General features: G+C 63.6%; 10 protein-coding genes. 5 read left to right on the top strand and 5 right to left on the bottom strand.

Annotation, left to right across the window (positions count from 1 at the left end; genetic code table 11):
* Positions 1 to 28 precede the first annotated feature (28 nt).
* The 5 genes from M4J39_RS00955 (at position 29) to M4J39_RS00975 (ending at position 7,838) form a co-directional block, all read left to right on the top strand.
* Positions 29 to 1,039, top strand: a complete 1,011-nt coding sequence (locus M4J39_RS00955) for an ABC transporter permease (RefSeq protein WP_251725756.1) — start codon at positions 29 to 31, stop codon at positions 1,037 to 1,039.
* Positions 1,039 to 2,166: an ABC transporter permease gene (locus M4J39_RS00960; protein WP_251725757.1), complete on the top strand. Its 1,128-nt coding sequence runs from the start codon at positions 1,039 to 1,041 to the stop codon at positions 2,164 to 2,166. Before M4J39_RS00955 ends, M4J39_RS00960 begins: the two co-directional genes overlap by 1 nt.
* 11 nt (positions 2,167 to 2,177) lie before the next feature.
* Complete coding sequence (locus tag M4J39_RS00965; protein WP_251725759.1) at positions 2,178 to 3,842, top strand: ABC transporter ATP-binding protein; 1,665 nt, start codon at positions 2,178 to 2,180, stop codon at positions 3,840 to 3,842.
* Positions 3,843 to 4,012: 170 nt separating this feature from the next.
* Positions 4,013 to 5,368 (top strand): alpha-glucosidase/alpha-galactosidase, encoded by a 1,356-nt coding sequence (locus tag M4J39_RS00970; RefSeq protein ID WP_251725760.1) that lies wholly within the window; start codon positions 4,013 to 4,015, stop codon positions 5,366 to 5,368.
* Between the two features lie 397 nt (positions 5,369 to 5,765).
* Positions 5,766 to 7,838 carry an elongation factor G gene (locus tag M4J39_RS00975; protein WP_251725761.1) on the top strand — a complete coding sequence of 691 codons (2,073 nt, stop codon included), beginning with the start codon at positions 5,766 to 5,768 and terminating at the stop codon, positions 7,836 to 7,838.
* Between the two features lie 79 nt (positions 7,839 to 7,917).
* On the opposite strand, the gene pflA is transcribed toward M4J39_RS00975, so the two are convergent.
* From pflA to gap, 5 genes are all read right to left on the bottom strand, one after another.
* A complete protein-coding gene (gene pflA / locus M4J39_RS00980) occupies positions 7,918 to 8,742 on the bottom strand; it encodes a pyruvate formate-lyase-activating protein (protein WP_251725763.1) in 825 nt (274 codons plus the stop codon).
* The gene (gene pflB / locus M4J39_RS00985; protein WP_251725764.1) at positions 8,726 to 11,011 is read right to left on the bottom strand and encodes a formate C-acetyltransferase; all 2,286 of its coding nucleotides are present in this window, start codon (positions 11,009 to 11,011) and stop codon (positions 8,726 to 8,728) included. Before pflB ends, pflA begins: the two co-directional genes overlap by 17 nt.
* 562 nt (positions 11,012 to 11,573) lie before the next feature.
* Positions 11,574 to 12,485, bottom strand: coding sequence for a formate/nitrite transporter family protein (locus M4J39_RS00990; protein WP_251725766.1), 912 nt, complete (start codon positions 12,483 to 12,485; stop codon positions 11,574 to 11,576).
* A 239-nt stretch (positions 12,486 to 12,724) separates the two neighbouring features.
* Complete coding sequence (gene pyk, locus M4J39_RS00995) at positions 12,725 to 14,188, bottom strand: pyruvate kinase (protein WP_254004737.1); 1,464 nt, start codon at positions 14,186 to 14,188, stop codon at positions 12,725 to 12,727.
* Positions 14,189 to 14,421: 233 nt separating this feature from the next.
* Positions 14,422 to 15,432: a type I glyceraldehyde-3-phosphate dehydrogenase gene (gap, locus tag M4J39_RS01000; protein WP_251725768.1), complete on the bottom strand. Its 1,011-nt coding sequence runs from the start codon at positions 15,430 to 15,432 to the stop codon at positions 14,422 to 14,424.
* Positions 15,433 to 15,466 lie beyond the last annotated feature (34 nt).

Genomic DNA, 15,466 nt, shown 5'->3' on the forward strand with positions numbered 1-15,466 from the left:
TGACAAAGAGTCAGGAAGTCTCAGATCCATGTTCCGCTTCTTGCTCATCCGCATCGCCTCGGCGATCCCGGTTCTCTTCATCCTGAGCGTCGTCACCTTCGCCATCATTCAGGCGCCTCCCGGCGACTACAGCGACTTCATCCGCTCGCAGCTGATCAACCAGGGCGGCGCTTCCTTCGAGCAAGCCGATGCCCAGGCCAAGGCCTATGCCCATACGCACGGGCTCGATAAGCCGATCCCGGTCCAGTACGTCAACTGGATCGTCGGCATGGTCACTGAGGGCGACTTCGGCCGCAGCTTCTTCTACAATCGTCCGGTCGCCGACGTGGTGGCTGAGCGTCTGCCCAGAACGCTGTTGTTGGCGCTGACATGCCATCTGCTGGCTTCGGTCATCGGCATATCCTTCGGCATCATAGCGGCGACGAAGCAGTATTCCTGGGTCGACAGCCTCCTGTCTTTCATATCCTTCCTGGGTATGACGGTCCCACGATTTCTCATGGCGCTGGTGATCGTCTACATCCTGGTGTTCCACTTCAACGTCAGTGAAATCAACAGCTTCTTCTCGCCAAAATACGGCGGCGCGCCGTGGTCGTGGGGCAAGTTCGTCAATCTCGTGCAACATGTCTGGCCGGTGGTCGCCATCGCCACCTTTGGCGGCCTCGCCTACAACATGCGTGTGATGCGCGGTAATCTGCTCGACACGCTCAACGCCCAGTATGTCGAGACGGCACGGGCCAAGGGGCTTTCGGAAGGTGTCGTGATCCTGCGCCACGCCGTGCCCAATGCGCTGCATCCCCTCGTCATGTACCAGGGCGTGGTGCTGCCCTACATGCTGACCGGCGAAATCGAGACGGCCATCATCTTCGCCCTTCCGACCGTCGGACCGGCCATTGTCGGATCTATGGCCGTCGGCGACGTCTACGTCACGGCCACCTTCATGCTCGTGCTCTCCGCCACGCTGATCGTCGGCAACATCATCGCCGATATCCTGCTTGCCCTTCTCGATCCCCGTATCCGCCTTGGTGGAGGAGCCAACTGATGCTAGTTCCTGGCGAATCCACCCTGAACGGTGCCGGCGAAATCGTCGAGAAGCACGGCAGCGAGAGTTATGTCTCCCTGGTCTGGCGGCGCCTCAAGCGCTCCTGGACCGGCATGGCCGGCCTCGTGATGGTCATCCTGCTGGTGTTCATCGCCTTGTTTGCCGACTTCCTGTCGCCGGTCGATCCGAAGTTCACCGATGTCGGATATTCCCGACCGGAGACCATTTCCTTCGCCGACAAGGATGGCGGCTGGACGATCACGCCCCGCGTCTATCCCATGGTGGAAGGGGCCGAGCTCGACCCGATCACCTATCAGCCGCTGATCGGGCCGGACTACGACAATCCCCGCTACCTCGGCTTCTTCGTCAAGGGCGCACCCTACAAGCTGCTCTGGCTGATCCCGGCCGAACGGCACCTCTTCGGTGCCACCGATGGCAAGCCGGTGCATTTTCTCGGAACCGACAAGTTTGGGCGCGACGTGCTGTCGCGCGCCCTCTACGGCTCGCGCATCTCGCTGATGATCGCTCTTACCGTGGTGTCGATCGTCACGGTGGTCGGCACGACGGTCGGCATGGTCTCCGGCTATTTCGGCGGCCGCTTCGACGTCTGGGTCCAGCGCTTCGTCGAACTGGTCCTGGCCTTCCCGCAACTGCCGCTCTATCTGGCGCTGACCTCGCTGATCCCGGTGACGGCGCCAACCTCGGTGTTCCTTGCCTTCGTCATCTTCGTGATGTCGGCCCTCGGTTGGGCGCAGCTATCTCGCGAAGTACGGGGCAAGACGCTGGCGCTCGCCCGTATCGACTACGTGCGCGCGGCGATGGCCATCGGCGCCCGTGATCGACGCATCATCTTCCAGCATATCTTCCCCAACGTGATGAGCCACGTCATCGTGGCCGTAACACTGGCCATTCCCAACGTGGTGCTGCTGGAAAGCTTCCTCGGCTTCCTCGGCTTCGCCGTGAAACCTCCGCTGATCTCCTGGGGCCTGATGCTGCAGGATACCTCCAACTACTCGGCCATTGGCTCCTATCCCTGGATTCTTGCGCCCGTGGCCTTCGTCTTCGCGACCGTCTTCGCCTTCAATGCTCTTGGCGACGGTCTGCGCGACGCCATTGACCCCTATTGAGGAAGCCGCTCATGGACAGAGACGAAAACCTCGCTCCGGACGTGCGGTTCGATCATGACAGCCGCAAGGGAGAGCCGATTGTCGACTGCCGAAACGTCGCCGTTCGCTTCAAGGTGGAGGACGGCGAAGTGGAAGCGGTGCGCGGCGTGTCGATGCAGCTTTATCGCGGCGAAACCATCGCCGTCGTCGGTGAAAGCGGCTCCGGCAAGTCGGTGACGGCGCGAACCATCATGGGGCTTCTGTCGAAGCGTGCGCGGGTTGCCCCTGAAGCCAGCATTCTCTTCAACGGCGACGACGTGCTCAAGTGGTCCTCGCAGCGCCGTCGCGTGCTGCGCGGCAACCGCATCTCCATGATATTCCAGGAGCCGCTATCCTCGCTGAATCCGGTCTATTCGATCGGCACGCAGATCGTCGAGGCGATCCGTATCCATCAGAAGCTCTCGAAGGCCAAGGCGCGCGAGAAGGCGATCGAGCTCTTGCGGGAGGTGCATATTCCCGATCCGGAATCGCGCATCAACCAGTACCCGCACCAGCTTTCGGGCGGTCAGCGCCAGCGCGTGATGATCGCCATGGCGCTTGCCAACAATCCCGACGTGCTGATCGCCGATGAACCGACGACGGCGCTCGACGTGACGGTCCAGGCACAGATCCTTCAGCTGATCCGCGACCTGCAGCAGCGCCATGGCATGGCGGTGATCCTGATCACCCACGATCTCACGGTGGTCCGCAAGTTCTCCGACTACGTCTACGTGATGCAGAAGGGGGAGGTGAAGGAACACAACACCACCGAGGCGCTGTTCGAGAATCCTCGGCACTCCTACACCCGCCATCTTCTCGGGTCTGAACCGCGTGGCCACGCCAACCCCTTGCCGGCGGAGTCACCGGTGATGCTTGAGGGCAAGGACGTTCGCGTTGCCTTCATGCTCAAGAAAGGCGGATTCTTCAACGCCGAGTTCCACGAGCTGGTCGCCGTCGACAATCTCAGCCTGACGCTACGGCGCCACGAGACGCTGGGCATCGTCGGCGAGAGCGGCTCCGGCAAGACCACCTTCGGCCAGGCGCTGATCCGCCTATCCGACCCCGATGGCGGCGAGATCTACTTCGATGGCAAGCCCATCCACGGCAAGAACCGGGAGGAGCTGAGGCCGCTCAGGTCGCGCATGCAGGTGGTGTTCCAGGATCCGTTTTCCTCGCTCAACCCGCGCATGTCGGTGTGCCAGATCATTGAGGAGGGCCTGATCGTCAACGGCATCGGCGCCAATCGGGCCGAGCGGCTCGATCGGGTGCGCGACGCGCTCACGGCAGCCGGTCTGCCGACCAACATTCTGTCCCGTTTCCCGCACGAGTTCTCGGGCGGCCAGAGACAGCGCATCGCCATCGCCCGCGCCATCGCGCTCGAGCCTGAGTTCATTCTGCTCGACGAGCCGACCTCGGCGCTCGACCTGTCGGTCCAGGCTCAGATCATCGATCTTCTGCGCAAGCTGCAGGACGAGCGGGGGCTCAGCTATCTCTTCATTTCCCACGACCTCAAGGTCGTCCGGGCGCTCTGCCATCGCGTCATCGTCATGCAGCATGGGCAGATCGTCGAGGAGGGGCCGGTCGAGGAGGTCCTGTTCAAGCCGAAGACCGCCTATACAGAAAAGCTGGTGAAGGCGGCCTTCGAAGTGGCCGCCTAGGCGGCGGAATTCCGGGCTTCGCCTTGCTCTGGTGAGCACGACGGAGCCCGACTGGGGCAAACCGTTGAGAGCGGCGGCCCCTGAACGAGAAAACAACAAACCTGTCCCCGATGGCGGACCGGCGATGCCGGTTCGTGCGGGAAATCTGTTTGCCTGGAGGATAGTGGAAAATGGCGGCCAATCCCAAGATCACCTTCATCGGTGCCGGTTCGACGGTGTTCATGAAGAACATCCTCGGCGACGTGCTGCACCGGCCGGCGCTGAAGGGCGCGACCATCGCCCTGATGGACGTCAACGAGAAGCGTCTGGCGGAAAGCGAGATGGTCGTCGGCCGTCTCGTCAAGCTGCTTGATGCGCCGGCGAAGGTCGAAACCTACACCGATCGCCGCAAGGCGCTCGATGGTGCCGACTTCGTCGTCGTGGCCTTCCAGATTGGCGGCTACAAGCCGGCCACGGTCACCGACTTCGAAGTGCCCAAGAAATACGGCCTGCGCCAGACCATCGCCGACACGCTGGGCGTTGGCGGCATCATGCGCGGCATTCGCACCGTTCCGCATCTCTGGGCGATCTGCGCCGACATGATGGAGGTCTGCCCGAACGCCGTGCTGCTCCAATACGTCAATCCGATGGCGATCAACACCTGGGCGATCTCGGCCAAGTATCCGAAGATCAGGCAGGTCGGCCTCTGCCACTCGGTGCAGGGTACCGCCGAGGAATTGGCGCGCGACCTGGAAATCCCGATTTCGGAGATCCGCTACCGGGCGGCCGGCATCAACCACATGGCCTTCTACCTGAAGTTCGAGCACCGGCAGGCGGACGGCAGCTATCGCAACCTTTATCCCGATCTGGTGCGCGGCTATCGCGAGGGACGCTACCCCAAGCCGTCGAGCTGGAACCCGCGCTGCCCCAACAAGGTGCGCTACGAGATGTTGACGCGGCTCGGCTACTTCGTCACCGAAAGCTCCGAGCATTTCGCCGAGTATACGCCGTGGTTCATCAAGGAAGGCCGCGACGACCTGATCGAGAAGTTCGGCATCCCGCTCGACGAGTACCCCAAGCGCTGCGTCGAGCAGATCGCCCGCTGGGAGAAGGATCTCGAGGCGCTGAAGGCCTCAGATACCGTCGAGGTGAAGGAGAGCCACGAGTATGCCTCGCAGATCATCAATTCGGTCTGGACGGGCGAACCGTCGGTGATCTACGGCAATGTCCGCAACAACGGCTGCATCACCTCCCTGCCGGACTATTGCGCCGCTGAGGTTCCCTGCCTCGTCGACGCCTCGGGCATTCAGCCGACCTATATCGGCGACCTGCCGCCGCAACTCACGGCTTTGATCCGCACCAACGTCAACGTCCAGGAGCTGACGGTGGCGGCGCTGATGACCGAGAACCGCGAGCACCTCTACCACGCGGCCATGATGGACCCGCATACGGCTGCCGAACTCGATCTCGACCAGATCTGGTCGCTGGTCGACGATCTCTGCCGCGCTCATGGCGACATGCTGCCGGCATGGGCCCGTCTCGGCTGAGATCGCCCGGCAATCGGGGGCGGAGACCGTCCGCTCCCGAGCCTCTTCCCGCCGCCTGCTTCAGTTCCTCCCGAAGCGGGCGGCGGCTCCAGCGACGCGGGACGCCGGCATCGTGGGATCGGCGTCCCGCGTTTGTTTTTGGCTCCGTCATCTCCTCCGCCGATGTTTCCACACAGCGCCCCTCGCCAGCCCGGCAACGCCTTCATCCCTTAGTCGGGTTCCATGCCGGCTGCCGCTTGCCCGTATTGCCAAGCCTTGAAAACAGGCACATTCTTGCCTTGTCGGTCATCGCAGGAGGGGTGTCCGACCCGAGAGTGAGCGCTCCGCAGTCCCGGGAATCGGGGGCTGCGGAATTGGACGGGCGAGAACATAACGGAAACATATCTGGAGGTCAGCCATGTCAGGACATACCGGAACCACCACCGACGGCAGAGCAGCCGGCCCCCGTTGCGTTGCCATCGTGGGGCCTCACGGCAGCGGCAAGACGACGCTTCTCGAGGCGATCCTCGAGCGGACGGGGGCAATTCCGAAGGCCGGCAACGTGGCGGCGGGCAGCAGCGTTGGCGACCGTTCCAAGGAAGCGCGCGCCCACGGCATGGGCATAGACCTCAACGCCGCTGACGCCGAGTTCCTGGGCGACCGCTACACCTTCCTCGACTGTCCGGGCTTTGTTGAGTTCTCATTCGAGATGCAGCCGGTCCTGGCCGTCGCCGACGTGGCGGTGGTCGTCTGCGAGGCAGACGAGAAGAAGATCCCGGCCTTGCAACTGGTGCTCCGGCAGCTCGAAGCGGCGGGCGTTCCCCACGTGCTGTTTGTCAACAAGATCGACAAGGCCGACGCCACGCTTCGCGACACCCTGAAGCTGATGCAGTCGGCATCGACCACGCCGTTGGTGTTGCGCCAGATTCCGATCTGGAAGGATGGCGCGGCCATCGGCACCATCGAGCTGGCCCTCGAACGGGCGCTGGTCTACCGCGAACACGCCGAAAGCCAGGAAGTACCCATTCCCTCCGATCATCAGGCCGACGAGCTGGCTGCTCGCTATGAGATGCTGGAGCGCCTCGCCGACTATGACGACGACCTGATGGAAGAGCTGCTGACCGACGTCGCTCCCGATCGGAGCCAGATCTTCCAGGATCTGCGCAAGGAAATGCGGTCCGGGCAGATCACGCCGGTGTTCGTCGGCTCGGCGGAGCGGGGTAACGGCATCACCCGCCTTATGAAGGCGTTGCGCCATGACGCCGCCGGCATCGAGGAAACGCGAGCGCGACTTGGGCTCGCCGATGGGGCCGAAGCCATCGTTCAGGTGGCCAAGACCGTGCAGACGTCGCATGCCGGCAAGCTCTCTATCGTTCGTGTGCTTTCCGGCAAGCTGACCGATGGCCTGGCGTTGACGGCCGCCGATGGCGCTACGGGCCGTGTATCCGGCCTATATGCGCTCGGGACCGGAACGCCGAGCAAGGTGCCCGAGGCGATCGCCGGCTCTGTGGTCGGCATCGGCAAGGTCGATCCCGCCGAGACCGGCTTGACGCTGTCGTCCGGCAAGACGCCGCCGAAGGAACTGGTGCCGCTCGTTCCTCCGTCGCCGGTCATCTCCATGGTGGTGGCTCCCAAGGAAGCCAAGGATGACGTCAAGTTGTCGACGGCGCTGGGACGTCTCGCTGAGGAAGATCCGTCGCTGGTCGTGGTGCAGGACGCCGATACGGCGGAGACAAGGATCGAGGGGCAGGGGGAAATGCACCTGCGCGTTCAGCTCGAACGCTTGCAGAACCGGTTCGGCGTTGCCGTGGTGACGCGCGATCCCGTTATTCCCTACCGGGAGACCATCAAGTCGTCGATCACCGTGCGCGGCCGCCACAAGAAGCAATCGGGCGGTCACGGTCAGTTCGGCGATTGCGTCTTGACGATCGAGCCGCAGGGGCGCGGCGAGGGCTTCGCTTTCGCTGAAGTGGTTACCGGTGGCGCCGTGCCGAAGAACTACTTCCCGGCGATCGAAGAAGGCGTCGTCGAAAGCCTGAAGCGCGGTGCCCTCGGCTTCCCGCTGGTCGACGTCAAGGTGACGCTGTCCGATGGTTCGTTCCACCCCGTCGATAGTTCCGACATGGCCTTCAAGACGGCGGCCGGCATCGGCATGCGCGAAGGACTGCCACAATGCTCGCCGGTGCTGCTGGAGCCGATCCTCAGGGTGAAGTTCTACGGGCCGAGCGAGTTTACCGCTCGCATCAACCAGATCGTCACCGGCCGGCGTGGCCAGTTGCTCGGCTTCGACGGCCGCGAAGGCTGGCAGGGCTGGGATGTGACGGAAGCGTTGATCCCGCAGGCGGAGATGGGCATGCTGATCGTCGAACTCAGGTCGGCGACGGCCGGCGTCGGCACCTTCGAGGCGGCCTTCGATCACCTGCAGGAGATCACCGGCCCGGTGGCGCAGAAGGTGGTCGACAAGCGCAAGACGGAACTTGCCGCTGCGTAAGCCGGCATCGGAGACTGTAACGAGAAGGGGGGCGCCAAGGCGCCCCCAAAGTCTTTGAGCAGAACGAGCTGCAATCGTCTCAACCGGCCTTCAGGCCGTGGTCACGAAAGATCGAGCGGACCTTTTCGACCAGTTCGCCAGACGGCGGCTCGGTCTCGGCCAGCTTGTATTCGCGGCCGCATTCCTTCCACTTGAACTCGCCGAGCTTGTGGAAGGGCAGCACGTCGACACGCTCGACAACGCCGAGTTCGGCGGCGAAGGCTGCCAGCCCCTCGATCTCGTCCAGCTTGTCGGTCAGGCCCGGAACCAGCACGTAGCGCAGCCAGATCTTCTTGCCCTTGGCCGACAGGCGGCGGGCAAAGTCGAGTGTTGGCTGCAGTTGGGCGCCGGTCACCTCGAAGTAGGTTTCCTCGGTGAAAGCCTTGATGTCGAGCAGCACCAGATCGATGTCCTCGAGCATCTCGTCGGTGACGCGCTTGCCCAGGAAGCCGGAGGTATCGAGCGCCGTATGAAGGCCCATCGCCTTGGCGGCGTGGAAGATTTCGGCGGTGAACTCAACCTGCGTGAGCGGCTCGCCGCCCGTGATGGTGATGCCCCCCTTGGCGCGCTTCAGGAAGTTGGAATAGCTGGCCATCTCGGCAACAATCTCGCGGACCGAGGTCTCCTTGCCCTTGCGCATATGCCAGGTGTCGGGGTTATGGCAGTAGAGGCAGCGGAGCGGGCAACCGGAGACGAACAGCACGTAGCGGATGCCGGGGCCGTCCACGGCGCCACCGGCTTCCTTCGAATGAACGAAGCCGTGGGCGACCGGCCGGCGGGCAGGGTGGGCATGCCCGCCGTCGGCATGGACCGGGGCGCCGCCATGGGCGTCCCGGATGTCGAGAAGGTTAGTTTGATGCGCCATGGAAGGTCCGGCTGATGACATCGAGCTGCTGCTCGCGCGTCAGCTTGATGAAGTTCACCGCGTAGCCCGACACGCGGATGGTCAGCTGCGGATAGAGCTCGGGATGCTCCATGGCGTCGACCAGCGTCTCGCGGTCGAACACGTTGACGTTGATGTGATGGCCGCCCTGCAGGAAGTAGCCGCTGAGCAGGTTGTCGAGGTTGTTCACCCGATCCTCTTCGGTGGAGCCCAAAGCGGACGGCACGATCGAGAAGGTGTAGCTGATGCCATCCTGCGCGTGGGCATAGGGCAGCTTGGCGACCGAAGCCATGGAGGCGACGGCACCGTTCTTGTCGCGCCCGTGCATCGGGTTGGCACCCGGCGCGAAGGGCTGGCCGGCCTTGCGGCCATCGGGGGTGTTGCCCGTCTTCTTGCCGTAGACGACGTTGGAGGTGATCGTCAGGATCGACTGGGTCGGCATGGCATTGCGATAGGTCTTGTGCTTGCGGATGCAGCCCATGAACGTCTCGGTCAGCCAGACGGCGATGTCGTCGACACGGTCGTCGTTGTTGCCGAAGGCGGGATAATCGCCCTCGATCTCGAAGTCGGTGGCAAGGCCGCGCTCGTCGCGGATGATCTTGACCTTGGCGTACTTGATCGCGCTGAGGCTGTCGGCGGCGACCGACAGGCCGGCGATGCCGCAGGCCATGGTCCTCAGGATGTCGCGGTCGTGCAGCGCCATCTCGATCCGCTCGTACATGTACTTGTCATGCATGTAATGGATGGAGTTCAGCGCGTTGACGTAGACGCGGGCGAGCCACTCCATCATGGGAATGAGCTTGGCCTTGACGTCCTCGTAGTCGAGGTACTCGCCGACGACGGGAGCGAAGGTGGGGCCGACCTGCGCACCGCTCTTCTCGTCGCGACCGCCGTTGATCGCGTAGAGCAGGGTCTTGGCGAGGTTGGCGCGGGCGCCGAAGAACTGCATCTGCTTGCCGATGCGCATGGCGGACACGCAGCAGGCGATTCCGTAGTCGTCGCCCCAGTAGGGACGCATCAGGTCGTCGTTCTCGTACTGGATCGACGAGGTCCTGATGGAGGTCTCGGCGCAGAAGTCGCGGAAGCCCTTCGGCAGATGCTCGGACCAAAGCACGGTCAGGTTCGGCTCGGGGGCCGGTCCCAGCGTGTTCAGCGTGTTCAGCATGCGGAACGACGACTTGGTCACCAGCGGGCGGCCGTCGATGGCCATGCCGCCGATCGACTCGGTGACCCAGGTCGGGTCGCCGGAGAACAGCTGGTCGTACTCCGGCGTCCTCAGGAAGCGGACGATGCGGAGCTTCATGACGAAGTGGTCGAACAGCTCCTGCGCCTCGGCCTCGTTGAGTTCGCCTTCGGCGATGTCGCGCTGGATGAAGATGTCGAGGAAGCTGGAGACGCGGCCGAGCGACATGGCGGCGCCGTTGGCTTCCTTCACCGCGGCGAGATAGGCGAGATAGGTCCACTGCACCGCTTCACGGCCGTTGACGGCCGGGCGGGTGAGATCGAAGCCATAGATCTCGCCGAGCTTGACGAGCTCCTTGAGGGCCTTGATCTGCTCGGCAGTCTCCTCGCGAGCGCGCAGCACGTCCTCGTCGATGGTGGCGAGTTCGAAGCTCTTGAGCTGGGTCTGCTTGTCCTCGATCAGCCGGTTGACACCGTAGAGGGCGACGCGGCGATAGTCGCCGATGATGCGGCCACGACCATAGGCGTCGGGCAGGCCGGTGATAACGCCGGACTTGCGGCAGGCGAGCATTTCGGGGGTGTAGACGTCGAAGACCGCGTCGTTGTGGGTCTTGCGGAGCTTGGGGAACACCTTGTCGAGGGAAGCGTCAGCCTTGAAGCCATAGGCCTCCAACCCGTTCTTGACCATGCGGTAGCCGCCGAACGGCATGATGGCGCGCTTGAGCGGTGCATCGGTCTGAAGGCCGACGATCTGCTCGAGATCCTCGGCGATATAGCCGGCCTTGTGCGAGGTGATGGAGGAAGGAGTGGAAACGTCGACGTCCAGCACGCCGCCCTTGTCGCGCTCGGCCTTGAGCTGAAGCTTCAGCTTCTCCCAAAGGTCGGCGGTGCGGGGCGTGATGCCGGCGAGGAAGCTGGCGTCGCCCTCAAAGGGGGTCACGTTGGCGATGATGAAGCTGCGGACGTCGATCTCGCGGGTCCAGGTGCCCGGAAGAAAGCCGCGCCAGGGGTCCTGGGCGGAGAGTTCCGTGTCGATCGTGTCGAACGGTTCGCGCGCATAGACATTCATGGCTTTCTCTCCAGTTTTATCACCAGCTCGATGGCCGGAAAGTTATGCGTCCGAGAACGTATAACATAAATCACTTACGTAGTCCTGCGAAATCAAGGTGATTTGCAAGCGCTTCGCACCCTTCATGTAATATATGAGTTCGAAGGTTAAGTAAGTAATCCTGCGCTATTGCCGGGCTTCCAGACCGGGCGCGCGTTGCCTGAAGATCAGCCCTTCGTGAACTGCATACACGCTCTGGATGCAGTCGAGTTTCGGCGGCTGTTGATCGCACCGCAGGCGGGCGGCTTGGGTTGGGAAACTGAAACCTTTTAGAAAATCGCCAAATAGTGCGATTTTTGAAAACATGAAGAAAATCAGCCAAATTTCAGGGCTTGAGAATGATCCGCAATAGAGTCGGGGTGGCTGCAAGAGCGTCTTTCGCAGGCTGGAGGTGGACAACTAAAAAGAGAAGGCCCCGATGGGGCCTTCCGTTGTTCATTCTGTTGTCGTGTCCGAGCCATGCAGGCCTGCGGAGCAGCGTTGCATGCGATGCAGCGCCACGCGGTCGAACAATTCCAAATGGTTATCCGTTTCGGGCAGGGCTGCCCTGCACTCGGCGCGGTTCTGCCTTCGGCAGCGGGGTCAGGCCGCCCAGTGCCTTGCGATAGACCAGCCAGTAGATGCCGCCCACGAAGGCCGCGCCGCCGACAATGTTGCCGAGCGTGGCAGGGATGATGTTGTGGGCGATCGCGCCGAGGGTCAGCACCGACGCATCCACGCCTTCGGGAGCGTGGCCGGTCTGAACGAGGATCCAGGCGTAAGGCAGGATGAACATGTTGGCGACGCAGTGTTCGAATCCGGCGGCGATGAAGGCCGTGACCGGCAGGACCATGCCGAACAGCTTGTCGGTCACCGACCGGCCGGCGTAGCTGAGCCAGACGGCAAGGCAGACCAGTATGTTGCAGAGCACGCCCTTGAAGAAGATCGTGACCACATCGGGCGCCACCTTGCCGGCGGCCAGCTTGATGAGCCCGGCGCCGAAGCCGTCGTTGTTCAGTGCCGATGTGTGAGCCATGTAGATCAGGAAGACGAGGCCGAGCGCGCCGACCAGGTTGCCGAGCCAGATGATCGCCCAGTTGCGAAGCACCTCAAGGGTGCCGAGCTGACGGTTGGCCCAGGCCATGACGATCAGGCAGTTGCCCGTGAACAGCTCCGCGCCGCCGATCATGACCAAGGCCAGGCCCAGGGTGAAGACGAGGCCGCCGAGAAGGCGCTGGGCGGCAAAGCCGAGCGTCGAATCCGCAAGCACGACTCCGAAGAACACCGCGCCAAGTCCGATCGATCCGCCTGCGACGACCGCCAGAGCCGCGCTGGCCAGGGCCGGCATGCGCGCTTTCTTGACGCCGAGCTTCTCGACCTTGTCCTGGATCTCGGCTGGCGCGTAGGCATCGAGGCCGAGGATTGTGTTGGCCTGTCCGGGCGCGGTGTTCGCCATTTGGGGTGTCTCCGGTTCAACTTTTTCGCCGCCAGCGATACCGCCAGATGGGCAAATGTAAAGAGGAGGGAATTACGCAGCTTTCGTCGTGCCGGCGGTGGCCCGGCGGCTTCTGTGCCAATGACATCGTGCGTCCCGCCAGCGGCGCGTGACGCCAGCGGGATGTGAGGCCGTTTTTCCCGGCGATCGTCGGCTGTTGCAAGCCGCATCGCACCGGGCGGAACAAGGTCTTGGGTCGATCAGAAGGACGCTTCGCCGACCGTGACGATACGCAGCAGATTGGTCGAGCCGGGGACGCCTTCGCCCGCGGTCACCACCAGGGTATCGCCGAGCTTGGCGATGCCCAGCTCGCGGGCCAGGGCCACGCCGCTGTTGACCTTGTCCTGGAACCGGCGGTGTTGCTGGCTCGGAATCACAAGCACGCCGTAGGCGAGCATCAGTTTGCGGGTCTTGATGAGGTCCGGCGTGACGCAGAGAACGGGCACGCCCGGTCGCTCGCGCGTGACGCGCAGTGTGGTCGAGCCGGTGGCGGTGAAGGTGATGATCGCCTTTGCGGCCAACGCGCCGGCGATCTGCTTGGCGGCGTGCGTGATAGCGTCCGAAGAGCTTTCCGGCCCGAAGGGAAGACGCTGCGCTTCGATGATCTGGCGATAGAGCGGATCGTGCTCGACGCGCTGGGCGATGCTGTCCATGATCGACACGGCGGCGACCGGATAGGCGCCGGCGGCGGTTTCGGCGGAGAGCATCACGGCGTCGGCGCCATCGAACACGGCGGTGGCGACGTCGGAGGCCTCGGCGCGGGTCGGGGCAGGGTTGGTGACCATCGATTCCAGCATCTGCGTGGCAACGATCACCGGCTTGCCGGCCTGGCGCGCCTCGCGAACGATGCGCTTCTGCAGCGTCGGCACGTCCTCCGGGCGCATCTCGACGCCGAGATCGCCACGCGCCACCATGACACCGTCGGCGAGTTCGATGATGGCACTCAGGCTGTCGATCGCCTGGGGTTTCTCGATCTTGGCAAGCAACGCCGCCCGATCGCCGATCAACCCGCGTGCCTCAATGAGGTCTTCCGGCCGCTGAACGAACGAAAGGGCGACCCAGTCCACCCCGAGTTTCAGCGCAAAGGTTAGATCTTTGCGATCCTTCGGCGTCAGGGCGGAAAGTGGCAGAACCACATCCGGCACGTTGACGCCCTTGCGGTTGGACAGCGCCCGACCGCTGACCACCGTGGTGACGGCATGATCGCTGCCACAGCTCACCACATGCAGGCGGACGCGGCCGTCATCTAGCAGCACGTCGGTATTGGGCTTGAGAGCGGCGAAGATTTCCGGATGCGGCAGGCCGACGCGATTGGCGTCGCCGGGTTCGGTGGAAAGGTCGAGACGAAAGGTCTGGCCCTCGACGAGTTCGATCGGGCCGTCGGCAAAGGTGGAGATGCGCAGCTTCGGCCCCTGGAGGTCGGCCATAACAGCGATCGGTCGACCAGTTTCGGCCTCGACCTGACGCAGCATGTCGAAGCGGGCGCGATGCTCGTCATGGGTCCCGTGGCTGAAGTTGAGCCGGAACACGTCGGCTCCGGCCGCGACCAGCTCGCGGATCACGTCGATGGTCCCGGAGGCGGGGCCAAGCGTGGCGACCACCTTGGTCTGGCGCCGGCGGATCTTGGGATTGCTGTCCGTTCGCGATGTTGCCGGCGCGCTCATGTCTGCTCCTTGACGTCTGTCGACCGTGAATCGTCCGGCCGGAGAATCCCTCGGGTTTAGCCCTAAGGAAAAGTCCTTGCCAGCGTTGCCCTCGTATACACGCAAGGGCGCGGCGAGGGGAAGCGCCGCTTCCGTCGTGTTGTCGCAACTCTGCTTTGCGAACCGTGACGGCGGCAAAAAAAAGACCCCGCCTTTGCGGGCGGGGTCCATGTGGCTGGAAATCAGCCGATCTTTCAGAGGGTCTTTGCGATGGCGACGGCGGTGTCGGCCATGCGGTTGGAGAAGCCCCACTCGTTGTCGTACCAGGAGAGGATACGGACGAGGGTGCCGTTCATGACCTTGGTCTGGTCGAGGTGGAAGATCGACGAATGCGGGTCGTGGTTGAAGTCGGACGAGACGTTCGGCTGGTCGGTGAAGCCGAGGACGCCCTTGAGCGGACCGGAGGTCGCGGCGGCCTTGATGGCCTCGTTGATCTCGGCGACCGAGGTGGCGCGCTTGGCATTGAAGACCAGGTCGACGACCGACACGTTCGGGGTCGGCACGCGGATGGCGACGCCGTCCAGCTTGCCCTTGAGCTCCGGCAGCACCAGGCCGACGGCCTTGGCGGCGCCGGTGGAGGTCGGGATCATGGAGAGGGCGGCGGCGCGGGCGCGGTAGAGATCCTTGTGCAGCGTGTCGAGCGTCGGCTGATCGCCCGTGTAGCTGTGGATCGTCGTCATGAAGCCGGTGTCGATGCCGATGACGTCGTTGAGCACCTTGGCGACCGGGCTGAGGCAGTTGGTCGTGCACGAGGCGTTCGACAGGACGATGTGGTCCTTGGTGATCTTGTCGTGGTTGACGCCGTAGACGACGGTGAGGTCGGCGCCGTCGGCCGGGGCCGAGACCAGGACGCGCTTGGCGCCGGCGGTCAGGTGCATCGAGGCCTTGTCCTTGGCCGTGAAGATGCCCGTGCATTCCATGGCGACGTCAACGCCCAGCTCGCCCCACGGCAGCGTGGTCGGGTCCTTGATGGCGGTGACCTTGATCTTGCCGGTGCCGACGTCGATCCAGTCGGCGCCGGTGGTCACTTCATGCGGGAAGCGGCCGTGAACGCTGTCGAAGCGGATCAGGTGGGCGTTGGTCTCGACCGGGCCGAGGTCGTTGATGCCGACAACCTCGATGTCCTTGCGACCGGACTCGACGATCGCGCGCAGAACGTTACGACCGATACGACCAAAGCCGTTGATGGCGACCTTTACTGCCATGTTCATCTCCCAGATGGGCTGTTTATATTTCGCG

Source organism: Pleomorphomonas sp. NRK KF1 (assembly GCF_023721755.1).
Taxonomy (GTDB): Bacteria; Pseudomonadota; Alphaproteobacteria; order Rhizobiales; family Pleomorphomonadaceae; genus Pleomorphomonas.